The sequence below is a fragment of the Peribacillus sp. FSL E2-0218 genome, assembly GCF_037992945.1.
Taxonomy (GTDB): Bacteria; Bacillota; Bacilli; order Bacillales; family DSM-1321; genus Peribacillus; species Peribacillus simplex_B.
Window position 1 is genome coordinate 2,097,709 of record NZ_CP150304.1, and the last position, 26,102, is coordinate 2,123,810.

Consider the following 26,102-nt stretch of genomic DNA (forward strand, 5'->3'; position numbering starts at 1 on the left):
AACGGGAAAATCCATAAGTTCAGGTGTGAGATAAAAAAAGGGAGTGGATGAAAAATGAAGAGAGATGCGGTCATTGTATCAGCAGTACGTACAGCAATTGGAAAACAGGGCGGTGCACTTGCTTCGGTCCCGGCTCATGTATTTGGGGCGGAAGTGATGAAGGAAGCGATAAACCGGGCGAAGGTAAATCCCGAAATGATTGATGATGTCATCATGGGGAATGTTTTGAGCGGTGGCGGCAACATAGCCAGATTGACAGCATTGGAAACAGGTCTTTCGATACAGCTTCCTGGTTTGACGGTTGACCGTCAGTGCGGTTCCGGAATCAACGCGGTCAATTTAGCGGCACAAGCGATTTCTGCCAGTGAAGGGGAGATCTATATCGCCGGTGGCGTGGAGAGCATGAGCAGGGCCCCTTACTTGATGGATCGTCCGGAAAAAGCATATAACGCAAAGCCTCCGCAGTTCAGGAAGTCGCAGTTGTCCCCGAAAGAAATTGGCGATCCGCCAATGGGAATCACTGCTGAAAACTTAGCTCGAAAATATGAGGTCAGCAGGGAAGAACAAGATGAATTTGCTCTCCAAAGTCAAAAAAAGATGGCCAAAGCCATGGAAGAGGGCCGTTTTGATGAACAAATCATGCCAATGAGCATACCAGGCAGAAAGGGTGAAACACGCGAATTTAAGGTGGATGAACATCCTCGCCCGCAAATAACGAAAGAAGGGCTAGCCAACTTATCACCAGCTTTTTTGGCAGGTGGGTCCGTGACGGCAGGCAATAGTTCAGGATTGAATGATGCTGCTTCTGCATTGGTCATCATGTCGAGGGAAAAAGCGGAAGAGTGGGGGATCAAGCCTCTAGCGACGATCAAAGCACAGGCTGTTGCCGGTGTCGATCCAAATTATATGGGCATCGGACCTGTTCCCGCGATTAAAAAAGTAATGGAAAAATCGAAGCTCACCCTGGCTGACATGGACATCATTGAAATCAATGAAGCCTTTGCGGCACAAGTGATTGCCTGCAATAGGGAGCTTAATATGGATGCAACCAAAATCAATGTGAATGGGGGAGCCATCGCCCACGGACACCCGCTTGGTGCGACTGGGGCCATTCTCATGACAAAGGCGGTTTACGAATTAAAGCGCATATCAGGAAGGTTCGCTCTTATAACGGCATGCATTGGTGGCGGTCAGGGAATTGCAACGATCATTGAGCGTGAAGCCTGATTTGGAATAAGGTGGGAAACAAAACGTAATTCCAGGAAAAAATCAAAGGAGGAAATAATCATGACAATCACGTTAACCAAGGAAATGCAGCAGATGAAGGACATGATCGGTCATTTCGTTGAAAGGGAAGTGGAGCCATTCGCGATTCAAATTGAAGAAGAAGATGCCATTCCCGAGCATTTAGTGGAACAAGCAAAAAACCTTGGTTTATTCGGAATCAGCATTCCCGAACAATACGGCGGAATTGGCTTGAATACAGTGGGCAAGGCTACCGTTTTGGAGCAGTTAGGCAGGACGCATAATGGCTTTGTTTCATTGATCAGCGCTCATACCGGGATAGGCAGTACGGGGCTGGTCAAGCTTGCATCCGAACATTTGAAAGAGAAATACTTGCCTGATATGGCAGCAGGCACAAAGATAGCAGCCTTTGCATTATCTGAGCCCGGAGCAGGTTCGGATGCCACCAATTTGGCTACATGCGCAGAAAAGAAGGGCGATTGCTGGGTGATGAACGGCACGAAGCATTTCATCACCAACGGGCCAATAGCCGATGTTTTTACCGTATTCGCCTTAACGGATAAGAGTAAAGGGGCCAAAGGCGGAATTACAGCTTTTTTAGTAGAAAGAGATTTTCCTGGATTGACTGTCGGCAAAAAGGACAAAAAAATGGGGCTGAGAGGATCGTATACCTCACAAGTCATATTCGAGGATTGTATCATACCTGAAGAAAATGTTATCGGTGAGGTTGGAATGGGATATATTTCAGCACTGACCATTTTGGGCGAGGGCCGTGTCGGCTTGGCGGCTAGGGCAGTGGGTTCATGCGGGAAGTTGATAGAATTATCGGCTAAGTATGCAAAGGAGCGCATTCAATTCGGCAAACCGATTGCCGATAACCAGGCGATTCAATGGATGCTGGCTGATATGGCGACGGAAACGGAAGCGGCAAGGGCCTTGACGATGATGGCGGCGCAAAAAATCGATGAAGGGAAAAAGGTGATCAAGGAAGCATCGATGGCAAAGCTATTCGCTTCTGACGTGTTCAACCGGGTGGCGGATAAAGCGGTCCAAATTCATGGCGGGATGGGCTATATGGCGGAATATCCAGTTGAACGTTTTTACCGTGATGCCCGCATTACGAAAATATATGAAGGAACGAATGAAATTCAACGTTTGATCATTGCAAGGAATGTGTTGGAAGAGTGCTGACCGCGCTTAAGCATTGATGAGCGGAATGCCGATGCATGAAATGGCGTGAAGGCAAAAATACGAGTATCTGAACTTTGAGGGGGAGATGTGAAGTGAGCGAAGAAATTGTAATCGTGAGTGCTGTCCGAACACCGATCGGCCGCTACGGAGGGGCATTAAAGAATATAAGTTCTGGGCATTTGGCTAGCCTCGTTATCAACGAGGCCATTAAACGGGCCAATATAGCAGCTGAACAAGTGGATGAAGTCATTTTCGGGGAGGTAAGGCAAACGACCGAATCCTCGAATGTCGCGAGGGTGGCAGCTCTGCGTTCAGGGATTCCTGAATCTGCACCAGCTTTTACGGTAAACCGTTTATGCGCATCAGGCATGCAGGCTATTGCTTCGGCCGCCCAGCAACTAAGCTCGGGACAAGCCAATATCGTCGTTGCCGGCGGTACGGAAAGCATGAGTCGTGCTCCACTTTATTTAAGAAGTGCCCGATTTGGCGGGGATCGGACCGAACTGGTAGACTCGAATACCGAAGCAGGGCAACAGCCTCAGGAGATGTATGGAAGCAGATTAGGGATGGGAATAACGGCTGAAAATGTCGCACGGCGATACAACATTTCCAGGGAAGAGCAAGATGCCTTTTCGATTGAAAGCCAACGAAGAGCGGCACAGGCGACCGAAACAGGGAAATTCAAGGAAGAGATCGTTCCTGTCCAGGTAAGTGAGAAAAAGGGGACGGTTACGATAGAAGTGGATGAATATCCGCGTCCGGATACCACAATGGAACGGCTTGCAGCTTTAAGACCGGCTTTCAAGGAAAATGGAACCGTGACGGCAGGAAATGCCTGCGGCCGTAATGACGGGGCTTCGGCATTGGTATTAATGAAAGCCAGTGAGGCAAAACGGTTGCAACTGAAGCCAATCGCGAAAATTGTAGATTGGGCGGCGGCTGGCGTTTCTCCTGAAGTGATGGGGATTGGACCTGTACCAGCCGTCGGAAAGCTTTTGGAGCGTACCGGTAAAAAGATTGAAGAAATCGGTCTTTTTGAATTGAATGAAGCATTCGCTTCACAAGCATTGGCGGTCATCAGGGAGCTGGCGCTTGATGAAAGCAAAGTGAATGTAAACGGCGGGGCGATTGCGCTCGGGCATCCAGTTGGATCAACGGGTGCGCGGATCGTGACAACACTCATTCACGAATTGATTCGCAGGAAAGAGAGATACGGAATCGCGACACTTTGTGTCGGCGGGGGACAGGGAATGGCGATCATGGTTGAAACCGTATAAGGAGTGGAGATCCGACGTGGTTCTGATCCTTTTAAGATAGTATTCGAGTAGTTGGAAAAGGAAGGGGGAATAGTGTGTCTGTTGAAGTGGAGGATATTCGCAACCAATTCGAAAGCAGTGCGTTCTTTTCACATATCGGGTTTGAAATCACTCGCTTTGAGGAAGGAAATGTTAGGATCAAGTTAAACATTGAAGAGCATTTACTGAATGTTAATGGGACATTGCACGGAGGGATTCACGCTACCATGCTGGATACCATCCTTGGAATGGTGACCCGTTCCGTGACCAGATCAAAAGTGGTGACGACAAGTTTGACCGTACATTATTTGGCGAGCATATCGAGCGGTGAATTGTTTGCAGAAGCAAAAGTCCTGCAAAAAGGGCATAAAATTGCCTTTACTGAAGGAGAGATAAAAGATGTAAACGGTAATATCATTGCAAAGGGAACGGGAATATTCAAAATCATTCGAGACAAATGATACGAGGATGAACGAGCGGTAAGCAAAACTTAAAGTTACGAGCATTTTAACGACAAGGAAGTGGGAGAGATTGATGAAAACTTGGCAAAGATTTTATCCAGAAGAAACCCCTCCTGAAATTGAGATTCCCTTATTGTCCCTATATGGACTATTGGAGCGCTCTGCCAACCTTTACCCCTCAACGAAAGCCGTCATCGCCGGCGAGAATGAGCTGACTTATTTGGAATTGAAGGATGCCTCAGATTGGTTTGCCATGGATTTATTCAATAGGGGTTTTCAGATGAATGACCGGATAGCCATCATGCTGCCAAATTGTCTGGAATATATCATTGCTTACTATGCGATCCATCGTTTGGGAGGTGTGGTCGTTCAAGTGAATCCCTTGTATCAGCCCAATGAATTAGATGAGATATTGAGTGATTCCGAGGCAAAATGGTTCATTGGTCGTGAGGAACAACAGGAGAAATTGAGGGCGACAAGTTTTTCTGAGTTGGTGACGTTCGTTTCTGCCGACACAGTACGGAAGGGTGGACCAGTTCCAACGACGCTTGACAAGGAACTGCCTGAGATTTCCCTAGATCAAAAGGAAGCGGTGGCCTTGCTGCAATATACCGGAGGAACGACCGGGAAATCCAAGGGAGTCATGCTCACCCACTTTAATTTGATTTCCAACGTTCTTCAAGACTTTTCCTTTACGGCGGAACCTCTCAAACTCCAAAGTCCTGGCGAACGGATGCTTGGATTGACGCCATTATTCCATGTGTTTGGCAATGGACGATTGAATAGTGCCGTTTATGCAGGGGCGACATATATAACATTGGAAAAATTTGAAATCGATAAAGTGGTCGAGCTGATCCGAAAACATCGGCCCACCATATTTCCAGGTGTTCCGACGATGTATATCGCCTTACTCAATCACCGGGATTTAACGGCAGACGATTTAAGCTGCTTTAAATACTGCAGCTGTGGTTCAGCCCCGCTCCCGATAGAAATCATCCATCAATTCCAAACAGCTTTCAGTATCTCGATATCGGAGGGATTCGGCATGTCCGAAACCTCACCCACGACTCACAGAAACCCTGTTAATGGACAAAAGAAGCCCGGAAGCATTGGGATACCATACCCTAATACCGACGCAAGAATCGTAGATTTGAAAACGGGGACAAAAGGTATGACACCAGGCGAAGCAGGTGAATTGATCATTAAAGGGCCACAGGTCATGAAGGGCTATTGGAAAAATCCAGGGGATACGGCAGCAGCTTTGCGGGATGGCTGGCTATACACCGGCGATATCGCGACGATGGACGAAGAAGGGTATTTTTATATCGTGGGCCGGAAGAAGGATATGATCATTGCAAGCGGCTATAATATCTATCCAACCGAAGTGGAGGACATTATTTATCAGCATCCTGCCGTGAAAGAAACGTGTGTATATGGCGTGCCGGATACATATCGCGGGGAAACGGTTAAAGCGGCTGTAATCATCAAGGAAGGACGAACCGTCTCGGAAGCGGAAATCCGGGCGTTCTGCCGTCAACGCATGGCCCGTTATAAGGTGCCGCGGGAATTTGAGTTCAGGAAACAGCTCCCAAAATCAGCGGTAGGGAAAATATTGCGCCGTATCTTATTGGAAGAAGAAATGCAGCGCCATACAGCAGGTGAACTATGAGTTGCTGTATGGCAGCTGACACGAAAATCAAACAACCGCCAAATAAGAGAACATTCCCTTGTCTGGCGGTTTTATCTTAACTACTACACTATTTTCCTATTAAGGGAACTTCAAACGAAGTGCCCTTCATCAATGATTCATGTGATTCACCATCTGATATATCGTCTGTCGTGAATGAAAAGGACGCGAGCTCCTCAATGTTTTCCTCTGGATCGATCAATAAGCCAATTGTGCCTTCCCTCTTTTCGCCTGGTTGGTAATCCGAGCGGCTGACTTTTTTTGTCCCGATGAACGTATCACCGGAGTGGATGAAATTTTTAGTGGGCACATCATATGTAAGGTTACCATTGAAGGTGACATTTTCCATGCTGTAGAACTGGAGCTCCTTCGAATCTTTATTTTCCACGGAATAAGTAATTTCCAGGTAAGAAACCCGTTCGTCAATATCCGCTTTGGACCAGGCGGCTTTTTGGTCGATTTCCTCCATGCTTAAATGGTCTTTATAATAGATCGAGTAGGCCTCTTCAAAACTCAGACCAGTATAAGACTCCAGCTCTTTCTCTGCTTCGTCAGTAAGCGAGGATAATTGAATTCTGCGAATATCCTTGATCGTGATCACCATGTGAGCTAATTCAAACGACTTATTAACTGGCTTGGTCTCAAGTAAGGTGAGTGTTCCCCAATTTTTTTGATGGACCTTATCCCCGACTTTTTCAAGGTGAGGTCCGCCAAATTCCTCAACTACAGGGATCTTGGACTTCTCGGTTTTTCTACTTTCACGTTTTTGCGGTTCATTCTCGCTGCTGGAATTATTGAAGGCCAATACACCTAATGAAACGAGCAATAATCCAGCCAGTGCTGATAGCATCCATCTTTTTCTGATATTTCATCACTCCTTGTCTTACATCATTGATGTCCCATACTATAATATACCATCCATCCTTTACCATCCATCCTTTGCAAAACATGAAAAATGTGAGCTATGCTTGTAACCGCATACAAAAACGCTTGCCATTACAAAATAAACCTGTTAATCTATTTTTAAGAATAATCTAAACGTTTACATTTTTATAAACTCTTAAATGAGAATCGTATCTTGATATATCTGATGCTTGTCTTGAAAAATCTAAACGTTTACATTTTGAGGTGTCAACAAAATGGAATCTAAACCAAATATTCAGGATGTTGCAAGTCTAGCAAACGTCTCCATTGCCACGGTATCCCGGGTCATCAATAACCAAGGAGGAGTCCGTAAAGTAACGGAGGAACGGATCCTTAAGGCAATCGAGGAACTGGGCTATATCCGCAGTGCAGCAGCAAGGACCATGAAGCTAAAAGAAACGAAAACGATTGGCGTCATTGTACCTGATATCAAGAATCCGTTCTTTCCGCTAGTAATGGCAGGAATCGAACAAAAAGCACGTGAAAAGGAGTACTTCACCATTTTAAGCAGCACGAATGAATCGCCCAAGATTGAAGAAGAAATCGTGAAAAATTTCATTGAGCGTGGCGTGGATGGAGTGATCATCACAACGGCAAATGAAAACGGCGATCATCTAAAGCTTCTTGAAGAACAAGGAATCCCTGTCGTAGCGGTTGACCGAAGCATTAAAAAATGGGAAGTGGATACGGTTCTTGTAGATAACAAGAAGGGGGCCTATCAGGCAGTACAGCAATTGATTTTACAAGGGCATGAAAAGATTGCGATCATATGCGGACCCTTGAATACGACCCCTGGGCTTGAGCGGTACTTGGGCTATCAACAAGCCTTGGCAGATTACAAAATCGAATTGGATGAACGATATGTCATTCAAGGTGATTTCGGGGAGCAAAGCGGCTATCAGTGTACAGAGAGGCTTTTTGACCTTGATGAGAGGCCGACTGCCATTTTTTCTTCCAACAATTTGATGACGATCGGCTGTATGAAGGCGCTGGAGGATGTAAACTGGAGGCTTGGCAGCGAGGTATCGTTCATAGGTTTTGATGATGTGGATATTGCAACATTTTTGAACCCTAAGCTTAGTGTCGTAGCAAGGCCAATGAATTCCATAGGAGAGATTGCCTTTTTACTGTTGCATGAACGGATTAGTTTAAAGGGGAATCTTCCAAAACGGGAGTATTTATTGTCTCCGGAGCTTAAAATCAGGCAGTCTTGCCGATTGGTGAACCCGACGTTTTAATTGTATGAAAAGGGCACTGGACATTCAATCATCCAGTCGTCCATTTCCTTTCACGAATTGAAAGCGCTTTATTTTAAATGGGGAAAGAGAGTGTGAAATGAACAAGGAAAAAATGATTGACCATACCTTATGAAAGGCTGAAGCAACAAAAAAACAGAACATGACTCTTTGTGATGAAGCAAGAGAATAGGGGGTTGCCTCTGTATGTGTGAATCCGGTCTGGGTGAAAACGGCGGCAGAAGAATTTAAAGGAAGTGATGTGAAGGTTTGCACGGTTACCAGCTTTCCGCTCAGTGCCTCGACGGCTGCGATAAAAGCGTTGGAAACAGAGAATGCCGTTCAAAATGGCGCCGAAGACGTGCTATGATTTTAGCGATTGGATTATGGAAATCAGATGAATATGATGAGGCGGAGGCTGACATCAGGATTTGAAAGCGATGGTTCGGGCTGGTGCCACTCAAATAGGGGCAAGCTCCGGGGCGGCGATCATGGACGGCGAAGCAGTCGAAGGTGAATACCGATATAGCGTGTAAGGGCTTTTTTAAAACTAATGGACACAAGGAGATGTTAAAAAATGAAAAAACAAAACTTAATTCAGCTGTCAGATGGTTATTTGAATCGTACGCCTATTTTTCAGTTTATCCTGTTGTCTTTGCTTTTCCCGTTATGGGCGGTTGCCGCCAGTTTGAACGATATCCTGATCGCACAGTTCAAGCATGTATTTGAGTTGACAGATTTTGCGAGTGCTTTAGTGCAGAGCGCATTTTATGGGGGGTATTTCCTGATTGCGATACCAGCTTCAATGGTGATTAAGAAAACGAATTATAAATTTGCCATCATTACCGGTTTGCTTTTTTATATTATAGGCTGCTCGTTGTTTTATCCAGCATCGCATATGGCTACGTATACGATGTTTTTATTCGCGATCTTCTCCATCGCGATCGGCCTGGGGTTTCTTGAGACGGCTGCAAATACATATAGTTCGATGATTGGGCCGCGAAAGTATGCGATTCTTCGCTTGAATATCAGCCAAACCTTTTATCCTATCGGTGCGATTTCTGGAATCTTATTAGGGAAATACCTTGTATTCCAGGAAGGGGCAAGCCTCGAGGCAAGGATGGCGACGATGTCGCCGGCAGAGGCTCAGGCCTTTGGGCTGAAAATGCTTGAAAATACGCTGGAACCGTATAGATTTATGATTTTCGTCCTGATCGGTATCTTGATCTTGTTCATTTTGACCAAGTTCCCATCATGTAAGCCCGAAGGGAAGAGCGGCAATGCTTCTGGGAAATCACCTGGGATCATGAGAACGCTTAAATACCTGGGTGGAAACAAACGATTCCGGAAAGGAGTGGCCGCGCAATTTTTATACGTGGGGATGCAGGTAACGGTTTGGTCCTTTACGATTCGCCTTGCGCTCGATTTAAATCCCGACATCAATGAGCGTACCGCATCAACCTTTATGGTATATAGTTTCAGTGCTTTCTTTGCAGGCAAGTTCATTGCGAATTTCTTGATGACCCGTTTTTCGCCAGCAAAAGTATTGGTCAGTTACGCCATTATTGGTTCAGCGCTTCTTGCCTATGTGGCATTCGTACCGAATATGACAGCGGTGTACGCAGCCGTTGCGGTCAGCATGCTGTTCGGGCCATGCTGGGCGACGATTTATGCGGAAACGCTTGAAGTCATCCAAGATAAGAAATATACCGAAACGGCCGGTGCGATCCTCGTCATGGCCATTGTAGGGGGAGCCTTCATTCCTGCGTTGCAAGGGTTTGCATCTGATTTCTTCGGTTCGATGCAACTGGCTTTCCTTGTATCCATGGCCTGCTTCATCTACGTTGGCTTCTATTTCTTCGGTGAAATGAAAACGCAAAAAGTCACAATTCAGGCTGCAGAAAAGCCAGCATCATCATTGTAAGTTCAGAAACGAATCTTCGGCATAGGGAAAAGTTCAAGCACCGCTTCCCTGTGCGAAGATAAAGTGAAAGGGTGGAAGGAATGAAGGGAATAATCGGACTGCAACGGAATTATTTTAAAGAAAGCCGCACACCGTTTTTTACCAACGAAGAATTCACTGTTAACTTATTCCGCTATCCATCAGGCATTGAAGCGATCGAGATTACCAATTCAAGAGGCAGGATGGTGGTTCTACCATACATGGGCCAAATGATTTGGGATTTGGAATTTGACGGTGTAGATCTTAAAATGAAGAGTATGTTCGCCCAGCCCAAAAAGGCTGATAGCATCATAGATACATATGGTTGCTTTGCTTTCCATTCAGGGCTTATCAGCAATGGCTGTCCGGGGCCTGATGATGACCATGAAATGCATGGAGAAATGCCCTGTGCCGAGATGGACAGTGCCTGGCTGGAAATAACCGATTCGTCCGTAAAAATCTGCGGCCGGACCGAATATATAAAAGGTTTCGGCCACCATTACCTAGCTTCTCCGAGCGTTGAAATGTTCAAAGCGAAAGGGTCGATCCAGATGACCATGGCTGTGAAAAATCTATCGGGCGAAGTGATGCCGCTACAGTATATGTGTCATACAAACTATGCTTACTTGGAAAATGCCGAAATGAAGCAAAATATCCCGAACAGCGCTTTCAAGCTAAGGGAGTCGATTCCAGATCATGTGAAACCGACCGATAAATGGCTGGGTTATAATAAGAAGCTATTAAATGGCGAGGCATTGCTTAAAGCAATAAATCATCCTGAAATGTATGATCCCGAAATCGTGTTTTTTGCAGACGAGCTGAATCTTTATCAGGAAGTAGCAGAGTTCGAGATGGTTTCACCTGACGGAATCACGTTTTTTACCCGTTTTTCGACAGCTGAATTGAACTACGCCACAAGGTGGTTATTGCATAACGTCAATCAGCATGTCGCTTCTTTCGTCCTGCCGGCAACAAGCCGTCCAGAAGGCTTCAGCGCCGCAGAAAAAGCAGGAACGTTGATGATGCTTGGAGCAGGGGAAGAGAGGACGTTCACGATAGTGACCGGAAAGAAATAAGGAGGAACAATAAATGGACATAGCAGTGATTGGATCGAATATGGTGGATTTGATCTCGTACATCGTGGACATGCCAAAAGAAGGAGAAACGCTTGAGGCACCGGATTTTAAAATGGGCTTCGGCGGGAAAGGTGCCAACCAAGCGGTTGCAGCCGCCAAAATGGGCTCAAAGGTGATGATGGTAACGAAGGTCGGCGATGATCTTTTTGCGGATAACACGATCAAAAATCTTGAAAGCCATGGGATTGATACGGAATTCACCAGTAAAGTGACTGGCACATCAAGCGGGGTGGCACCGATTTTTGTCGATCAAGAATCAAAAAACCGCATCCTGATCATTAAGGGAGCAAACCAGCACTTGCTGCCGGCGGATGTCGACCGTGCCGCAGGGAAGCTTAAGACAGCTTCCTTGATTATCCTTCAGCTTGAAATTCCGCTTCCAACCGTTTACCGTGCGATTGATTTTGGTCGCGAACATAACATTCCGGTCATAGTAAATCCGGCTCCTGCGTCAAAAGAACTTGATTTTGATTATGTGTGCAAAAGTGACTTTTTTATCCCTAATGAGAGCGAACTGGAGATTTTAACGAACATGCCTGTTGCTACAGATGAACAAATTAAGGAAGCGGCGTCCATTCTCATAAATAAGGGCGTTGAAAATGTAATCGTAACGATGGGAAACCGGGGAGTCATGTGGATAACGAAGGAAAAAAGTGTGAAGGTTGCGTCGCAGAAAGTGACAGCGGTAGATACAACCGGAGCGGGGGATGCCTTCATAGGCTGCTTTGCCCACTTCTTAGTGCAAAATGGGGATGTACTCCAGGCGATAAAAAAGGCTGCAGCCTTTGCCGGATTAAGTGTCACGAAACGGGGAACTCAGTCTTCTTATCCAACGAGTGTGGAATTGGAAGCGTTCTTAATGTCGCGAAATTAAGGCAAGAGGGTAGGACAAGCCGGACAGGTGGCAAACTTTTTGCCGCCTGTCTATTTTTGTATCATCAATCAACCACAAAAAGCAACAGCTCCGGTCTCCACTGGGATTTTTGATGATTGTACAAGCCATTTATATGTAAATCCATATCATGTTACAAAAGGGATACTGTATGGAAGGCTTAGTTTGGTGATCTTGGGCCTTTCTAAAAAACAATCGTCTGGCACATTTACTTAAAAGGAGACGTGTAAAATTGTTGCTAAATAACAGTGGAAAAGAAAAAGGCCTACAAATGAATAAAGGTTCCATGTTGCGACCTGAAGAGATACAAGCCATTGACTCATGGGTAGCAAAAATGGGGAAGCACCATTTTTTTGAAACGACAACACAAAGAATGACTTCCGCTACAAAAACGCTGAACCTTCAATATGAAATGATCGGGCATGGCTATAATCGAATCGTTTATGATCTGGATAATGGCTATATATTAAAAGTTGCCCTGTCCGAGGTAGGTATGGTGGCCAACGCAAATGAAGCACACATCTATAATAATTGCAGGGAGGAAGTTAGAAAGTATATTTGTCCGGTTAGTGAATATGATTCTGGCTGGATCATCATGAAGAAGATGGACACAAGCGTGCGGCATGTAGTCCTTGACTATATGAAGCTTATCAAGCTCGAAATTATATTTCTGAAGTATGGCATGATTCCAATCGATTTGCGAATCGCAAATGTCGCTTTTTCCGAAGAACAAGAAATGGTCGTCATTGATTATGGCCTTTTCACGATGGATCTCAAAAGCCCTGTGTTTCGCTGGTTCATATGAAGGTTCACAACCATTTGCAAGGATTGGGTGATTACCTTTGGGAGATGGATGTTTCTGTCCATTTGTGATTGCCACTGCATTTCACCCTCTTCCTAACTCTCTTTTGATCGGATGAATAGAGAAGGATTGTTAGGTAGCAATCAATCCTTGAAAATGGAAAATGAAAAAGGGAAAATCCCTATTACAAGCCGAATTCTCGAGTAAACAGCTTTTACGCAAGAATAAAAGTACACAAATTTACGCTTCTGAGTGTTGACGTAATATATTTTTTAGCATAAAATATACCCCAGTGGGTATATAAAAAGCGAAAAGGAGAAAAAACAGAGATGACTGAACAGAAAAAAACGACAATCATCTTATTTAGTGGTGATTATGATAAGGCGATGGCTGCTTACATCATTGCAAATGGTGCGGCAGCCTACGATCATGAAGTGACCATCTTCCATACATTCTGGGGATTGAATGCATTGAGGAAGGACGAGCCGTTGAAGGTGAAAAAAGGGTGGCTTGAGAAAATGTTTGCCAAAATGATGCCGCGAGGTGCTGATAAGATGGGCTTATCCCAATTGAATTTTGTTGGAATGGGACCTAAAATGATCAAGCATGTCATGAAAAAACATAAGGCGATGTCACTGCCGCATTTAATCGAGCTGGCTCAAGAACAAGAGGTGAAACTAATCGCCTGTACGATGACAATGGACTTGCTCGGTTTACAACAAGAGGAATTATTGGCTGGTATCGAGTATGCAGGTGTGGCTGCTTATTTAGCGGAAGCTGAGGATGGGAATGTAAACTTATTCATTTAAAGGCAGTGCGATGCTCGGTTTCCATACGCGTTTAAAAAAGGGAGTCATTCATTGATGTCCATACTCAGGATGAATATGAGCATAACAAAAGGGAAAACCCATCGATATAAAAGCGGCATGAGTTCCTGGTGCTAATTAAAGGAGATAAAAATCATGAGAGAAATATTGCCTAATGAAGTGAATGATTTAGTGAAAGGGAACAAGCCAGTTCATGTCATTGATGTGCGTGAAGTGGATGAAGTGAAGGGCGGGAAGATTCCCGATGCCATGAACATCCCATTGGCTTTAGTGGAATGTACCATGCAGGACCTGGATAAATCAAAAGAGTACATCTTAGTCTGCCGTTCGGGGGGCAGAAGTTCAAGGGCTGCACAGTTACTAGAGCAGCATGGATATAAAGTGATGAACATGGTGGGGGGCATGAATGAATGGAAGGGTGCAACAGAATGACTTTTTGACCTTTTATATACCCCGCCCCCTATTAATTGAACAAGGAGGAAAATGATGATTACAACGAATTCCGTACTGGATGCAAAAGGATTGGCCTGTCCCATGCCCATCGTCAAAACGAAAAAAGCGATGAACAATCTGGAAGCTGGAGAAGTGCTTGAGGTTCAAGCGACTGATAAAGGATCAACTGCCGATTTGAAGGCCTGGGCGGAAAGTTTAGGTCATCAATATTTGGGAACGGTGGAAGATGGAGTGGTTATGAAGCATTATCTTCGCAAAGCTAGTGCTGAAGATCAACAAGAAAGAATCCATGAAAAGATCATTACAAATGAAATGCTCCTGGAAAAAATCGAAGCAAAGGAAAACACGATCATCCTCGATGTAAGAGAAAGGGCAGAGTATGCTTTCAATCATATTCCAACGGCTATATCCTTTCCAATCGGTGATTTGGAACACCGTTTGGAGGAGCTGGATAAAGGATCTGAGCTTTTTGTCATTTGCCGTACGGGCAGCCGAAGTGACCTTGCTGCACAAAAACTAACGGCAGCTGGATTTAAGGAAGTCATCAATGTTTTACCTGGCATGAGCCAATGGAACGGTCCTTCACAAACATCAATCAAAAAATAATCGAACATTTAGTTGTGGAACGGCCTTCTTCTTTATGATCGAGTGCAATTGTTTCAATCGTTTTCATGGGGATTTCGCCCCGGACGCTAATGGAGGGAAAAAATTTAATGATTAATATACTATAGGGGGTATAAGGATGATCTATAAATCGATGACTGCAGCGGAGGTTGCAAGGAAAGTTATCAATGAAGATGAATTATTCATTTTGGATGTTCGAAATGAAACGGACTATATCAATTGGAAAATTGAAGGGGAATGGTTTGAAATCCTTAATATTCCATACTTTGATTTGTTGGATGGTGTGGAAAAAATCATCGAACGGATTCCGGAAAATAAAGACATTCTGGTGGTTTGCGCAAAAGAAGGCTCATCAATGATGGTGGCTGAAATGCTGGCTGAAGCTGGACTTCATGTTGCTTATTTAAAGGGGGGCATGAAAGCGTGGAGTGAGCACTTGGAACGGGTGAAGATCGGAACATTGACTGATGGCGGAGAAATTTATCAATTTGTCCGTCACGGCAAAGGGTGTTTATCTTATATGGTCGTATCCAATGGCGAAGCTGCCGTGATTGATTCCACAAGAATGATCGATGTTTACCTCGATTTTGCCGAAAGCATAGGTGCAAAAATCACGCATGTGTTGGATACACATCTACATGCTGACCATATTTCAGGAGGCCGAAATATAGCAAAAAAGACTAATGCAACTTACTGGCTGCCAACAAAAGATGCAACGGAAGTAACGTTTGATTACCAGCCATTGGAAAGCGGAAAGGTGATTAGAATCGGTCATACGGCGATCGATATCCAAGCCGTATATTCGCCAGGCCACACGGTAGGCTCGACATCATTCGTCATCGATGAAAAATACCTGCTTTCTGGAGACATCTTATTCATTGACTCCATCGGCAGACCGGACTTAGCAGGCTTGGCCGAGGATTGGGTAGGCGATTTGAGAGAAACCCTATATACACGTTATCGAGAACTATCAGAAGAGTTACTGGTATTACCTTCACATTTCATGATTCATGAAGAATTGAATCATGACGGTAGTGTCGCCAAAAAGCTAGGCTATTTATTTGCTGAGAATCATGGATTGAACATGGCAGATGAGTCAGAGTTCAGAGCATTGTTAACGGGGAATTTACCGCCTCAGCCAAATGCTTATCAAGAAATTCGTGAAACCAATATGGGGAAAATCCAACCGAATGATGAAAAACAGCGCGAAATGGAAATCGGACCCAATCGGTGTGCCGTTCGTTAAGTATAAATGAAACCCGAATAAGGAGAGATATGGGATGAATTCAGATAAAGTATTGGATGCTACAGGGCTTGCTTGCCCAATGCCGATCATCAAAACGAAAAAAGCGATGAATGAAATGCTGCCGGGGCAAGTGCTGGAAATACATGTAACCGATAAAGGTGCTAAAGCCGACTTGGCGGCTTGGTCAAAATCAAGCGGTCATGATCTAATCGACACAGCGATGGATCATGAGATCCTTAAATTTTGGATCAGAAAAGGCTAAAGAAGTGAAGGGAACCTTTTAGGTTCCCTTATTTTTAAGGGAGGCAAGTAATATGGATATCACTTTTATCATGACCATCTTCCTGATTGGATTCATAGGTTCATACATTTCCGGAATGCTCGGTATAGGCGGTGCGATCATTAATTACCCATTGCTTCTATTCGTTCCTCCCATTTTCGGTTTAGCGGCATTTAGTGCACATGATGTAACAGGTATAAGTGCGGTGCAAGTTTTGTTTGCTTCCATCGGAGGGGTCTGGAGCTATCGGAAAAGCGGACATGTAAATAAAACGCTCATTCTTTATATGGGAATCAGCGTGTTGATCGGAAGCATGCTCGGAAGTTTCGGATCACGAGAGATGTCGGAAAACGGAGTGAATTTTGTCTACGGTGTTTTGGCGTTGATCGCTGCTTTTATGATGTTCATTCCGAGAAAAAGAATGGATCAAGTTACTAAGGAACAAGTGAGCTTTAACAAATGGCTGGCGGCCATCCTGGCTCTACTCGTTGGTTTGGGGGCAGGAATAGTCGGGGCAGGAGGCGGTTTTCTATTAGTCCCGATCATGCTTATCGTGTTAAGGATCCCGACCAGGGTCACGATCGCGTCTTCACTGGCCATCACGCTCATTTCATCAATCGGTGCGACGGCAGGGAAAATCACGACTGGGCAAGTTGATTTTTATCCTGCACTGATCATCGTTGCAGCTAGTTTGATAGCCGCTCCAATCGGGGCGATGGTCGGCAAAAAAATGAATGTAAAAGTCCTGCAAGTCCTATTGGCCCTCTTGATTTTGGCTACAGCTGTGAAAACCTGGCTGGGAATCATGACTTGAGATGATTTGGGGATATGCAGGTGTCGAAAAAATGACCCTTTAGAAAGCATGGGGGAAAATCTTCAACATCTGCATTCAATGTTGAACAAACCAGGAAGACTGGAGACACTCCCATTAACATGAAGTTTGTCTCCAATCTGAAAACCCCGTTCTCGTAAAACGGGGTTTTTTAGTTTGGATAATATAAAATCATGCTTAACCGGGTCAGCGTTCCGCCGGTATTCAGGTAAGCATGGGGCTTGTCTGCCTTGAATCTGATGGAGTCGCCATCTTTTAAGATGTATTCATGATCATTTAGGCGGACAGTCAGCTCGCCTCCAAAAATAGTCAGAAATTCTTCCGTTCCTTCTTGATGTGGATCGGCACGATGAAGTCCACCTGCTTCGATCTCAATCGAATAAACCTCAAAACGTTTATCAGCTTCGAAGGGAAAGTGAGGATAAACTAGATATTTGCCGTTGTCTTCAGTTAATGTTCGAATATCACTTTTAAGAACAACCGTTGTATCTGGCCGGGGATGATCGATTAGCGAAGAAAAGGAAATCTTTAAACCATTGGCAATTTTCCAGATCGTTGTGATCGTGGGACTCGATTCCCCTCGTTCAATTTGGCCTATCATTGTTTTGCTTACACCAGTCAGCTCTGCAACCTTTTCGAGGCTTAACTTTTTATTTTCTCTGAAGGCTTTTAAGTTTTTCGCAAGTATAAGATTTATTTCCTCCATAAGTGCACTCCTTTATATACAATATAACGATCGTATTGTACAATAAAAAGTAAGTCGTTATATCGTTCTTTTTAAACATTATAACATACATCTCTAAGGGAGGCGCACCCATGCCATTAGTAACATTTTTACTTTATGTTTTTGTCACCAGCTTCACCCCAGGCCCCAACAATATCATGGCGATGTTATTCGCTAACAAATACGGTTTTAAGCGGACGCTGAAATTCTGTTTAGGCGTAGGAGCAGGTTTCTTTGTGATCATGTTATTGTCGAGTTATTTTAATCTGCTGCTGAAAAATTTCATTCCAAAAATCGAATTTATCATGACAGTCCTTGCTGCCATCTATATGCTGTATCTGGCCACGAAAATAATCAAAAGTAAAAACAAAAGCGAGGATGAAGATGGAGATAAAAATAACCGTTTTCTGTCAGGCATGCTGCTGCAGTTCATCAATCCAAAAGGTATCTTGTATGGCATAACGGCCGTTTCAACTTTTATCATTCCCTATCATACTTCCAATGCCAGTCTGCTATTTTTCTCCTTATTTCTTGCATTTATCGGTTTCCTGAGTACGATGAGCTGGAGCGTGTTCGGTTCACTATTTCAAAAGTTCCTCACAAAATATAGCAGTCAGTTCAATATCGTCATGGCCTTGTTATTGGTGTATAGTGCCATATCCATTCTTGTAGGATAGAACACCTTATCTAATATAAGGAAGAAATACGTAGTAAAGAAGCCTATTATACATATAAAAGGCTTCTTTTTGCTTCGTTCTCTGTTAACCTCGCCACGAGGGCTTGTAATTTTGAGGGGTTAATTTATAGTGTGTAAGCCACAATAAACATATAAAAATCAACTCAAATGCATTCGTGAGTGCCGAACTCGGTAAGGGGATAGGGATGGCGCTGCCGCCTACCATGATCAAGACCCCTAAAAGCATCCAAATCCAACGAGTTCTCAGGAAGATGTTGATGCTTATCACCAATAGTACAAGGGTTACTACAAGCACCATGAAAGGCGGACCAGAAGATCCCTCGCTAACATATCTTAAAACGCCATACTCGCGGACAGGTATAAAGGTTTTATGCATATTTTCAATACATTCATAGATGATGAGTCCTGCCGTAAGACAAAGGAAAAAATAGAAAACGGCAATTTTCTTTGTAAAAGGAATATCGATTCTTTTTGCCATTCCCCAACCAAACAGAATCAATGTCGGTGTGATAAATCCGTGAATCCAGAAACGGGAGATATTGAGCATCTCAAGCAAAGGTCCATCATTAATGAATTTCCCGGAAGCGATGATGATATTGTCCACAAAGAGTGCGAGCGTAACGAAGAGGAGAGAGCTTGAAAGGGAAGAAGGGCTATCATGCCGTCGCATGAGGGTAATGCCCATTAGAAAAAGAATGATGTAAATGAGTGAAAAACAAAAATACAGAATGGTATCCAAATATATGTCCCCTTTACTGGTTTAGGTTCATTTCTTTCATTATAACGAAATCCGCTGTCAGGAAAAAGGAAAATACCCTGTCTTAAAAATGAACGTAACGAGCAATAATAGAACAGGAAGGGGGGAAGGGGGATGTCCGTCATCCATAAAAAAACTGATGATCCAGCGTGTGCTGGTTCATCAGTCTTTGTATTAACGTGATATCAGGAAAAGCAGGCCATTCGTTTTGGGATTATTTCAAAGGCTGCCCTTCAAAAGCTTTAACATCCAAAGGAGCGGTGAGGAATTCTTTAGCTTTCCCGACAAATGAAGTGAAGTGCTCACTTGAGTTATGGCTAGCAACAGCTTGCTTATCTTCCCAAATCTCAACCATTGTAAATTGATTGTCGTTCTCTGTGTCTTTGTGAAGGTTGTAAGAAACATTACCGCTTTCCGCTCTAGATGATTCGATAAGCGGTTGAATCTCAGCTAGAAATGCATCTTGTTTGGCTGGGTTGATATTGAATACGGCATGAATGATAATCATGTAAGTTCATCCTCTCTTTTTTCAAGCATCTTAAAAAAGTTCAATCCATTACTTCCACTGAGCGACTTTATCAATTGGAAGGCGAACGGATGCGTGCCCGCCATCAGCTGCTTTCCCAATGGAGATAAGCATGACTGGTACATAGCGTTCTTTGTCCATTCCAAAGGCTTCTGCAATTTTGTCTTTTTCATAGCCGCCAATCGGATTCGTATCATATCCAAAGGCTCTTGCCGCTAGCATTAGTTGCATGGACACCAGACCGCCATCAACCAATACGACTTCTTTCATTTCTTCAGTCGAGATTCTTTCGTAATATCCAGCAAACGAGGTCAGGATATTTTCTTTTACTTCCATAGGCATATGTCCCATTTCGACAGCTTTTCCGTAGATTTCCTCGGCGTTTTCAAAATTGTTCAGATCACCAAAAACAGCGATTACAGCTGAAGATGTTTCGACCTGAGTTTGGTTAAAGCGGGCAAGGGGGGCAAGTGTCGCTTTCCCCTCAGGGCTGTCTATGACCAAGAAGCGCCATGGTTGCATATTTACTGAAGAAGGGGCAAGTGTAGCTAATGTCAGGATTTCCTCCATTTCAGCGCGGGTTATTTTGACAGTCGTGTCATATTTTTTTATCGAGCGGCGACCTGTTAGTATTTCATTGAAGTCATTTGTAATTTGTGCAGTAGTCATTGATGAAAATCTCCTTTTATCCGTTTTTTTGTAAGGAAGCAGGCATCATACTTCACTTATATTATTTTGAATCCGTATGAGCATTTCCGTTAACTCTTTACGTTCCGTTTCATTGAAATCTTTAAGCATTAACGTGACGAAACGAGCCTTTTCAGCCTGGGAAGCAATGATTTGTTGACGACCGGGATCTGAAAGGGAAACGAGCGTGAATCGATTATCATCCGGATCTTTACGCCTTGTGATCATCCCAGTCGCTTCAAGTTGTTTTAAATGCCGGGTAATCGCAGCACCGTCAATTTTGACCTCTTTTTGAAGAGCTGTTTGACTCATTTCATTCACTTGATAAAGCTGATATAAAATATCATGTCTTGATTGACTGATACCCATACAACTCTCGAATTTTGAACTTATCTGCTTGTTAAGGCAGTTCATCTTATATAAAATAAGCGATTCATTGGAACATGAAGAATTCGTCAATAAACATCCTCTTTTCTTAATTGATAGGTCAATGATTGATGCATCAATTAATATACTATAACCCAAAAAATAAAGCAAGTACTTATGTTGTAACTATTTTTGCCTACCATTGTACCTTCTTATGTATTTATCTGAAAAAGCCATGAACAGAGACCAAAAGGGATTCTGCTTTAAAAGCAAAATCCCTTTTCCAATGCCATAGGAGCATGGCGGATCAATAGGTTAAGCCTTAAACTGTTCGACAGATTTTTCCAGACCGTTAGCGAGCTTTACCATCGAAGTGGTCGAGAATGAGATGTCTTCCATGGATTTTGCTTGCTGATCGGTTGAAAGTGCCACTTGCTGTGATACCTCAGCTGTTTCCTTAGTTAGAGCGGCAAAATTTTCAATCGAAGCATTGATTTCCTGAGAACCTGCAGCCATTTGCTCCGTTATGGCGGATATCTCCTGAATCTGATCACTAACATGCTCATAAGATTTTATCGTCTCATTAAATGTTTCCCTTGTATTCAGGACAACCTTCGTTCCTTCTTCGACCTCTTTCGTACCCGTTTCCATCATGGCCACTGAGTTATTGATGATCGATTTAAAATGAAGCAGGGATTCTTGGATATTGGTAGCAGATTCCTTGGTGCCTTCCGCTAATTTTCGCACCTCATTCGATACGACGGCAAAACCTTTCCCATGTTCACCAGCCCTAGCACTTTCAATCGCTGCATTTAGTGCCAGCAAGTTTGTTTGCTCTGCTATCCCCGTAATTAAATGGACGATATTCACGATTTCGTTTGCTTGTTCGTCCAGTTTCTTTATTTCTGAACTTGCTTGCAGCATCACATCTTTTACTTGTATGATTTGATTGGAGAGTCCATTTAAATCTTTATTTCCATTGGACATTTGGATGGACACCTGATTTGTTTGTTCGCTGACTTCTGACGACGCTTCGGCAATTTTTTGAATCCCTATGGTCATTTCCTCTATGACCCTTGATGATTCTTCACTCCTGTGCAATTGCACTTCCGTAGCTCCCGCAACTTGTTGAATGCCTTTCACGATATATTGTGTGGACGTGTCCATTTCACTAATTTTGTGTTCGATATCACTTGATGCTGCCAAAAGCTGTAGTGATGAGCTTTTCATCGAGTTGACAATCATGATCGTATTGTTGATCATTTCTTCGAATGATTTCACCAATGTGCTGATCTCGTCATTACCCTTTACCTTCGTATGGCTAATCAGTTGATTGGCTGCGATTAAATCCCCATCGGCAATTTCCTTTGCAGCCATGCTGACCTTTTGAAGTGGCTTTAACTTTCTGGTCAAGTACCATATTAAAGCTCCCACAACGATTGCTATCAGGATTACATTGATGATGATCGTTAGAGGAAGGATTCCTCCCAGAACCTTGCTGGCTGTAGAATCCACTTTGCTCGCATCAATATCCACCCCTAATATCCCAATGACCTCATTTCCTTGTTTTATTGGAACGAAAACGGATAAATAGTCACCGTACTCAGGATCATGAACTATCGAAGTGGTAGAAACCTTTCCCTTCATTACGCTTTTTACATCAGAATATGCAGTGGCAGTTGTAGTAGTTAAGATGGGAGCTGCCTTTTCATCTTCCTTACTCATTCCATCGATCAGAATATGGACCTTTTTGCTTTTCTCGTCAATCCCTATTGTATATACATATAACGCTCCCGTTTTTTGCTTATAGTCATGTAACTGTTCCCGGATTTTCCAATATGCTTGCGTTTCTGTTTGATTGCCTAGAAACTCCGCATAATCCGTTTGATTTATGCCTTGGGCGATGGTGCTTGCCGTGTCCAAGCTGCTCATGGCTATCGTTTTCTCGACCGTATCATTTGTACTCTTATACATTAAAAGTAAACTTCCGATTAATGTAATGACCATCCCTGCTAACAGAACGAGACCTATTTTCGTACTAAGTTTATTCATCTTTGTTACTCCTTCTCGAAGTGATAAGTTATCCATGTATATATCGGAAGCAATGAAAGGGATTTAAAGAGAGCATAGGAAAACAAATATATTTTACCTATCCATTAACTTGAATTTAAAAATGACCAGAAGTTAGGCATCAGTTTTTTCCTTTTTCATTCTTTTGTTCGGCAGTACGACAGAAAAGGAAATTACTTATGAGGCAACAAGACATCACAACTTTCATGAAACAAAAACATGTTATCCTTGATGATCAGCGGAATGGATCTATATGGTTGAAAAAAATTGATAATGGTGGCTCTATGATCCGGGAGTCTAACGAGACATTGTTTGTATGACTTTGCATATAATCAAAGGGGAAAAGAAGGTATCGGACTTGTGAAGAAGGTTGAACTTGGAAAACATTTCCGTTAACATGTAATGGTGAGAGTCATATTATAGGAGGTTGCCCATTGAGTCTGCAAATCAATGAAGTTACAAAAAAATTCGGGGAGTTCACGGCTGTCAATCAGCTTGATTTAACGATTCCCGAGAAAGAAATGTTTGGTTTTTTAGGAGGTAACGGAGCCGGTAAAACGACCACGTTCCGGATGGTATTGGGATTGCTTGACCCCACCGAAGGAGAAGTGACTTGGAAGGGTAAGAACATTGATTATACGACCAGTTCATTAATTGGATACCTGCCTGAGGAACGCGGCTTATATCCAAAGCTGAAAGTGCGCGATCAAATCGTCTATCTGGCAAGATTGAGAGGAATGAACAAACGTGATGCTTTGAAAGAGTTGGAGTATTGGCTTGATCGCTTTATGGTTCCGGAATACATCGATAAACGGGTCGAGGAGCTCTCCAAGGGAAATCAGCAAAAAATCCAGCTGATTGCATCCATGATCCATAAGCCCGAGTTGCTTATCCTTGACGAACCGTTTAGCGGACTGGACCCGGTGAATGTGGAAATATTGAAGAAGGCAGTCATCGATCTGAGGGATAATGGGACGACGATTGTATTCTCAAGCCATCGGATGGAGCATGTGGAAGAGATGTGTGAGCATCTTTGCATCATGCATAAAGGATCTCCGGTCGTTGCCGGGAAACTAAAAGAAATCAAACGTTCTTTTGGTAAAAAGAATGTGTCAATCAAAGCTGATTTTGATTTATCTTTCTTGGATACTTACGCTGGCGTAACGAAAGTTAAAAATACGATGGAAGGAAAGGTCCTTCAGGTCACAGGGGAAGATATTGCTGAGAACATGATTCGTGATCTTGTTCCAAAAGGATTCGTTCGAAAGTTCGAATTGGAGGAACCATCGCTGACGGATATTTTCATTGAAAAAGTAGGTGCAGTCTATGAATAAATTTTGGATTGTTCTTTCTCATACATATCTATCAAAATTAAAAACGAAATCATTTATCATTTCCACCATCATCATGATGGCCCTGATTCTTGTCCTGTCGAATATTTCCAAGCTGATTGATGCATTCGGCGATGATGAAACGCAAAAGGTGGCCGTCATCGACCAGACTGAAGATCGCTTATTCGATCCTTATAAAAAAGCCGTAAAAGGCATGAGCGAAGACCTTTCGATCATTTCTGCCCAGAATGAAAAGGAAGCGGAGAAGCTGGTAAGTGCAGATGAAATTATAGGCTATCTTTTAATCGAGAAGGAAGATCGCCTCGGCTTCAGGGGGACATATAAAGCGAATCAAATTTCAGATTCAAAGGTAAGCAATGATTTGCTTCTGGCACTTACCCAGCTGAAAAGCCAAATAACTGCGGATGATTTGAAATTGACAGATCAGCAAATCAGCCAATTGAATACACCGCCTGCTTTTGAAACGATTGCGCTTCAGGAAAATGCAAAAACCGAAGAAGACCTAGATCAAGCCCGCGGTCTTGTTTATGTGCTCTTGTTCGTCATTTATTTCGGTGTACTGATGTATGCAACGATGATAGCAATGGAAGTGGCCACTGAAAAAACATCACGAGTCATGGAAATCCTGATTTCAAGTGTCCCGCCAGTGACGCAGATGTTTGCCAAAATCATGGGCATCGCATTGCTTAGCCTTACCCAAATGATTTTATTTTTTGGCGTCGGTTATGTATCGATCAAACAAAACTTGGCAAGTATGGATGAAGGATTCTTTTCCTTTCTTGGTTTTGGTAACACGAAAATTTCAACCATCATTTATGCAATCATCTTCGCTTTGCTCGGCTACCTCCTATACGCGACGCTTGCGGCCTGTCTAGGATCGGTCGTCAGCAAAATAGAAGATGTTCAACAAATGATTTCACCGATGACCATGTTAGTTGTCATTGCCTTTTTGATTGCGATGTTCGGGCTCGGAAATCCATCGGCAAGTTATATCACCTTTACATCATTCATTCCATTTTTCACCCCAATGATCATGTTTCTGCGTGTAGGCATGCTCGATGTACCATTCTGGGAAATTGCCCTCAGCATCGCCGTGATGATCATCACCATTGTTTTGCTAGGTATCATCGGGGCAAAAATCTATCGTGGTGGCGTCTTGATGTACGGAAGCTCAAAATCCCTGAAAAGCATCAAGAATGCCCTGCAATTATCAAAGAAAAATTAGCAGCAAGCCTGGACTTTCCATTTCCTTCGGAAAAATCCAGGCTTTAAATAAATGGCGCATTCATAAAAAGCTAACGAATGTTAAGGCAACCATGATTGGAAGTGTATATTAGATGAACAATCCGATACCTTTGGCAATCGCTTCAGAAGCTTTTCTTTTGCTATCCTTCTTCATTATGTATGTATCTACCGGGAAATCCAAAAAGACCTTGATAATTGTACTCAGCATCATCGGAGGAGCGCCGCTTTTATATTTTGTCATAGACGATATGAACAGCAATTATGCAGATGCAAATATAGGGCTGGGCCTTGCTTTTATGTTTACCTGGTTATATAGCGCCATAGCGTTTATCATTGCAATCATTCTTCTAGTAGTAAAAAAGAAAGCGGATCATGATATTCCGAAAGAACCGTGATCAGCGCTTTTAGGAAATGATTCATGCAGGGACTACATGAAAATTGCAGTCCCTGCATTTTTATATTTGTGAAAGCAATAATATAGGAAAGATGAAGGAAAAGGACCTTAGTCATATTTCGACATATTCCAAAGATTTTTTTATCAGTCGGTATTGGCTTTGTTTTTTTAAATAAATGCCTCCGACCATAGGAATTGTTCTGAGTTGATGG

General features: G+C 43.3%; 27 protein-coding genes and 1 pseudogene. 21 read left to right on the forward strand and 7 right to left on the reverse strand.

The features are described 5' to 3' along the window. Positions 1 to 54 precede the first annotated feature (54 nt). From MHI53_RS10170 to MHI53_RS10190, 5 genes are all read left to right on the forward strand, one after another. On the forward strand, positions 55 to 1,227 hold the full coding sequence (locus MHI53_RS10170) for a thiolase family protein (RefSeq protein ID WP_340373382.1): 1,173 nt from the start codon (positions 55 to 57) through the stop codon (positions 1,225 to 1,227). Positions 1,228 to 1,287: 60 nt separating this feature from the next. Next, positions 1,288 to 2,436, forward strand: a complete 1,149-nt coding sequence (locus MHI53_RS10175) for an acyl-CoA dehydrogenase family protein (protein WP_061141681.1) — start codon at positions 1,288 to 1,290, stop codon at positions 2,434 to 2,436. A 92-nt stretch (positions 2,437 to 2,528) separates the two neighbouring features. Then, positions 2,529 to 3,713 (forward strand): thiolase family protein, encoded by a 1,185-nt coding sequence (locus MHI53_RS10180; RefSeq protein WP_061141680.1) that lies wholly within the window; start codon positions 2,529 to 2,531, stop codon positions 3,711 to 3,713. 74 nt (positions 3,714 to 3,787) lie between these two features. Then, the gene (locus tag MHI53_RS10185) at positions 3,788 to 4,192 is read left to right on the forward strand and encodes a PaaI family thioesterase (protein ID WP_340373383.1); all 405 of its coding nucleotides are present in this window, start codon (positions 3,788 to 3,790) and stop codon (positions 4,190 to 4,192) included. 73 nt (positions 4,193 to 4,265) lie between these two features. Next, on the forward strand, positions 4,266 to 5,861 hold the full coding sequence (locus MHI53_RS10190) for a long-chain fatty acid--CoA ligase (RefSeq protein ID WP_340373384.1): 1,596 nt from the start codon (positions 4,266 to 4,268) through the stop codon (positions 5,859 to 5,861). 88 nt (positions 5,862 to 5,949) lie between these two features. Here MHI53_RS10190 and MHI53_RS10195 read toward each other — a convergent pair whose 3' ends face one another. Further along, entirely contained in the window at positions 5,950 to 6,729 is a 780-nt protein-coding gene (locus MHI53_RS10195; RefSeq protein WP_340373385.1) for a hypothetical protein, read from the reverse strand. A gap of 289 nt (positions 6,730 to 7,018) precedes the next feature. Here MHI53_RS10195 and MHI53_RS10200 point away from each other — a divergent pair, with 289 nt between their 5' ends. The 12 genes and pseudogenes from MHI53_RS10200 (at position 7,019) to MHI53_RS10255 (ending at position 17,054) form a co-directional block, all read left to right on the forward strand. Beyond that, positions 7,019 to 8,041: a LacI family DNA-binding transcriptional regulator gene (locus tag MHI53_RS10200; RefSeq protein WP_340373386.1), complete on the forward strand. Its 1,023-nt coding sequence runs from the start codon at positions 7,019 to 7,021 to the stop codon at positions 8,039 to 8,041. Between the two features lie 97 nt (positions 8,042 to 8,138). Then, positions 8,139 to 8,574 (forward strand): annotated as a pseudogene (locus MHI53_RS10205) (hypothetical protein). Positions 8,575 to 8,615: 41 nt separating this feature from the next. Further along, positions 8,616 to 9,962, forward strand: a complete 1,347-nt coding sequence (fucP, locus tag MHI53_RS10210) for an L-fucose:H+ symporter permease (RefSeq protein WP_061141676.1) — start codon at positions 8,616 to 8,618, stop codon at positions 9,960 to 9,962. A gap of 80 nt (positions 9,963 to 10,042) precedes the next feature. Then, complete coding sequence (locus MHI53_RS10215; RefSeq protein ID WP_061141675.1) at positions 10,043 to 11,056, forward strand: aldose 1-epimerase family protein; 1,014 nt, start codon at positions 10,043 to 10,045, stop codon at positions 11,054 to 11,056. A 13-nt stretch (positions 11,057 to 11,069) separates the two neighbouring features. Further along, positions 11,070 to 11,990, forward strand: a complete 921-nt coding sequence (rbsK, locus tag MHI53_RS10220) for a ribokinase (protein WP_340373387.1) — start codon at positions 11,070 to 11,072, stop codon at positions 11,988 to 11,990. 289 nt (positions 11,991 to 12,279) lie between these two features. Next, on the forward strand, positions 12,280 to 12,813 hold the full coding sequence (locus MHI53_RS10225) for a hypothetical protein (RefSeq protein ID WP_340373388.1): 534 nt from the start codon (positions 12,280 to 12,282) through the stop codon (positions 12,811 to 12,813). A 326-nt stretch (positions 12,814 to 13,139) separates the two neighbouring features. Next, positions 13,140 to 13,619, forward strand: coding sequence for a DsrE/DsrF/DrsH-like family protein (locus tag MHI53_RS10230; RefSeq protein ID WP_061141672.1), 480 nt, complete (start codon positions 13,140 to 13,142; stop codon positions 13,617 to 13,619). Positions 13,620 to 13,772: 153 nt separating this feature from the next. After that, complete coding sequence (locus MHI53_RS10235) at positions 13,773 to 14,069, forward strand: rhodanese-like domain-containing protein (RefSeq protein ID WP_061141671.1); 297 nt, start codon at positions 13,773 to 13,775, stop codon at positions 14,067 to 14,069. A gap of 54 nt (positions 14,070 to 14,123) precedes the next feature. Continuing rightward, positions 14,124 to 14,696 carry a sulfurtransferase TusA family protein gene (locus MHI53_RS10240; protein ID WP_340373389.1) on the forward strand — a complete coding sequence of 191 codons (573 nt, stop codon included), beginning with the start codon at positions 14,124 to 14,126 and terminating at the stop codon, positions 14,694 to 14,696. 136 nt (positions 14,697 to 14,832) lie between these two features. Then, entirely contained in the window at positions 14,833 to 15,960 is a 1,128-nt protein-coding gene (locus tag MHI53_RS10245; RefSeq protein WP_340373390.1) for an MBL fold metallo-hydrolase, read from the forward strand. A 34-nt stretch (positions 15,961 to 15,994) separates the two neighbouring features. Continuing rightward, on the forward strand, positions 15,995 to 16,222 hold the full coding sequence (locus MHI53_RS10250) for a sulfurtransferase TusA family protein (RefSeq protein ID WP_340373391.1): 228 nt from the start codon (positions 15,995 to 15,997) through the stop codon (positions 16,220 to 16,222). Positions 16,223 to 16,274: 52 nt separating this feature from the next. Next, entirely contained in the window at positions 16,275 to 17,054 is a 780-nt protein-coding gene (locus MHI53_RS10255; RefSeq protein ID WP_340373392.1) for a sulfite exporter TauE/SafE family protein, read from the forward strand. A gap of 169 nt (positions 17,055 to 17,223) precedes the next feature. Here the strand turns inward: MHI53_RS10255 and MHI53_RS10260 are convergent, their stop codons facing one another. Then, entirely contained in the window at positions 17,224 to 17,778 is a 555-nt protein-coding gene (locus MHI53_RS10260; RefSeq protein ID WP_061141667.1) for an XRE family transcriptional regulator, read from the reverse strand. Between the two features lie 110 nt (positions 17,779 to 17,888). Here MHI53_RS10260 and MHI53_RS10265 point away from each other — a divergent pair, with 110 nt between their 5' ends. Then, positions 17,889 to 18,473, forward strand: a complete 585-nt coding sequence (locus MHI53_RS10265) for a LysE family transporter (RefSeq protein WP_061141666.1) — start codon at positions 17,889 to 17,891, stop codon at positions 18,471 to 18,473. Positions 18,474 to 18,557: 84 nt separating this feature from the next. Here the strand turns inward: MHI53_RS10265 and MHI53_RS10270 are convergent, their stop codons facing one another. The 5 genes from MHI53_RS10270 to MHI53_RS10290 all read right to left on the reverse strand — a co-directional run bounded on the left by MHI53_RS10270 (position 18,558) and on the right by MHI53_RS10290 (position 22,881). Then, positions 18,558 to 19,232: a hypothetical protein gene (locus MHI53_RS10270; protein WP_340373393.1), complete on the reverse strand. Its 675-nt coding sequence runs from the start codon at positions 19,230 to 19,232 to the stop codon at positions 18,558 to 18,560. 232 nt (positions 19,233 to 19,464) lie between these two features. Beyond that, on the reverse strand, positions 19,465 to 19,758 hold the full coding sequence (locus MHI53_RS10275; RefSeq protein WP_061141664.1) for a putative quinol monooxygenase: 294 nt from the start codon (positions 19,756 to 19,758) through the stop codon (positions 19,465 to 19,467). Positions 19,759 to 19,806: 48 nt separating this feature from the next. After that, positions 19,807 to 20,445: a nitroreductase family protein gene (locus tag MHI53_RS10280; protein ID WP_340373394.1), complete on the reverse strand. Its 639-nt coding sequence runs from the start codon at positions 20,443 to 20,445 to the stop codon at positions 19,807 to 19,809. A gap of 45 nt (positions 20,446 to 20,490) precedes the next feature. Next, a complete protein-coding gene (locus tag MHI53_RS10285; RefSeq protein ID WP_061141841.1) occupies positions 20,491 to 20,877 on the reverse strand; it encodes a MarR family transcriptional regulator in 387 nt (128 codons plus the stop codon). A gap of 267 nt (positions 20,878 to 21,144) precedes the next feature. Then, on the reverse strand, positions 21,145 to 22,881 hold the full coding sequence (locus MHI53_RS10290; RefSeq protein ID WP_340373395.1) for a HAMP domain-containing methyl-accepting chemotaxis protein: 1,737 nt from the start codon (positions 22,879 to 22,881) through the stop codon (positions 21,145 to 21,147). Between the two features lie 452 nt (positions 22,882 to 23,333). Here MHI53_RS10290 and MHI53_RS10295 point away from each other — a divergent pair, with 452 nt between their 5' ends. The 3 genes from MHI53_RS10295 to MHI53_RS10305 all read left to right on the forward strand — a co-directional run bounded on the left by MHI53_RS10295 (position 23,334) and on the right by MHI53_RS10305 (position 25,891). After that, entirely contained in the window at positions 23,334 to 24,233 is a 900-nt protein-coding gene (locus MHI53_RS10295) for an ABC transporter ATP-binding protein (RefSeq protein WP_340373396.1), read from the forward strand. Continuing rightward, positions 24,226 to 25,476 (forward strand): ABC transporter permease, encoded by a 1,251-nt coding sequence (locus tag MHI53_RS10300; RefSeq protein WP_340373397.1) that lies wholly within the window; start codon positions 24,226 to 24,228, stop codon positions 25,474 to 25,476. The genes MHI53_RS10295 and MHI53_RS10300 overlap by 8 nt, the downstream gene beginning before the upstream one ends. 112 nt (positions 25,477 to 25,588) lie before the next feature. After that, the gene (locus MHI53_RS10305; protein ID WP_061141659.1) at positions 25,589 to 25,891 is read left to right on the forward strand and encodes a hypothetical protein; all 303 of its coding nucleotides are present in this window, start codon (positions 25,589 to 25,591) and stop codon (positions 25,889 to 25,891) included. Positions 25,892 to 26,102 lie beyond the last annotated feature (211 nt).

Bases quoted from the DNA above. Each gene is read 5' to 3' on its own strand.
- MHI53_RS10170 (WP_340373382.1), top strand. From the start codon at position 55: ATGAAGAGAGATGCGGTCATTGTATCAGCAGTACGTACAGCAATTGGA.
- MHI53_RS10175 (WP_061141681.1), top strand. From the start codon at position 1,288: ATGACAATCACGTTAACCAAGGAAATGCAGCAGATGAAGGACATGATC.
- MHI53_RS10190 (WP_340373384.1), top strand. From the start codon at position 4,266: ATGAAAACTTGGCAAAGATTTTATCCAGAAGAAACCCCTCCTGAAATT.
- MHI53_RS10195 (WP_340373385.1), bottom strand. From the start codon at position 6,729: ATGCTATCAGCACTGGCTGGATTATTGCTCGTTTCATTAGGTGTATTG.
- MHI53_RS10200 (WP_340373386.1), top strand. From the start codon at position 7,019: ATGGAATCTAAACCAAATATTCAGGATGTTGCAAGTCTAGCAAACGTC.
- fucP (WP_061141676.1), top strand. From the start codon at position 8,616: ATGAAAAAACAAAACTTAATTCAGCTGTCAGATGGTTATTTGAATCGT.
- MHI53_RS10215 (WP_061141675.1), top strand. From the start codon at position 10,043: ATGAAGGGAATAATCGGACTGCAACGGAATTATTTTAAAGAAAGCCGC.
- rbsK (WP_340373387.1), top strand. From the start codon at position 11,070: ATGGACATAGCAGTGATTGGATCGAATATGGTGGATTTGATCTCGTAC.
- MHI53_RS10225 (WP_340373388.1), top strand. From the start codon at position 12,280: ATGAATAAAGGTTCCATGTTGCGACCTGAAGAGATACAAGCCATTGAC.
- MHI53_RS10230 (WP_061141672.1), top strand. From the start codon at position 13,140: ATGACTGAACAGAAAAAAACGACAATCATCTTATTTAGTGGTGATTAT.
- MHI53_RS10235 (WP_061141671.1), top strand. From the start codon at position 13,773: ATGAGAGAAATATTGCCTAATGAAGTGAATGATTTAGTGAAAGGGAAC.
- MHI53_RS10240 (WP_340373389.1), top strand. From the start codon at position 14,124: ATGATTACAACGAATTCCGTACTGGATGCAAAAGGATTGGCCTGTCCC.
- MHI53_RS10245 (WP_340373390.1), top strand. From the start codon at position 14,833: ATGATCTATAAATCGATGACTGCAGCGGAGGTTGCAAGGAAAGTTATC.
- MHI53_RS10250 (WP_340373391.1), top strand. From the start codon at position 15,995: ATGAATTCAGATAAAGTATTGGATGCTACAGGGCTTGCTTGCCCAATG.
- MHI53_RS10255 (WP_340373392.1), top strand. From the start codon at position 16,275: ATGGATATCACTTTTATCATGACCATCTTCCTGATTGGATTCATAGGT.
- MHI53_RS10260 (WP_061141667.1), bottom strand. From the start codon at position 17,778: ATGGAGGAAATAAATCTTATACTTGCGAAAAACTTAAAAGCCTTCAGA.
- MHI53_RS10265 (WP_061141666.1), top strand. From the start codon at position 17,889: ATGCCATTAGTAACATTTTTACTTTATGTTTTTGTCACCAGCTTCACC.
- MHI53_RS10275 (WP_061141664.1), bottom strand. From the start codon at position 19,758: ATGATTATCATTCATGCCGTATTCAATATCAACCCAGCCAAACAAGAT.
- MHI53_RS10280 (WP_340373394.1), bottom strand. From the start codon at position 20,445: ATGACTACTGCACAAATTACAAATGACTTCAATGAAATACTAACAGGT.
- MHI53_RS10285 (WP_061141841.1), bottom strand. From the start codon at position 20,877: ATGAACTGCCTTAACAAGCAGATAAGTTCAAAATTCGAGAGTTGTATG.
- MHI53_RS10290 (WP_340373395.1), bottom strand. From the start codon at position 22,881: ATGAATAAACTTAGTACGAAAATAGGTCTCGTTCTGTTAGCAGGGATG.
- MHI53_RS10300 (WP_340373397.1), top strand. From the start codon at position 24,226: ATGAATAAATTTTGGATTGTTCTTTCTCATACATATCTATCAAAATTA.
- MHI53_RS10305 (WP_061141659.1), top strand. From the start codon at position 25,589: ATGAACAATCCGATACCTTTGGCAATCGCTTCAGAAGCTTTTCTTTTG.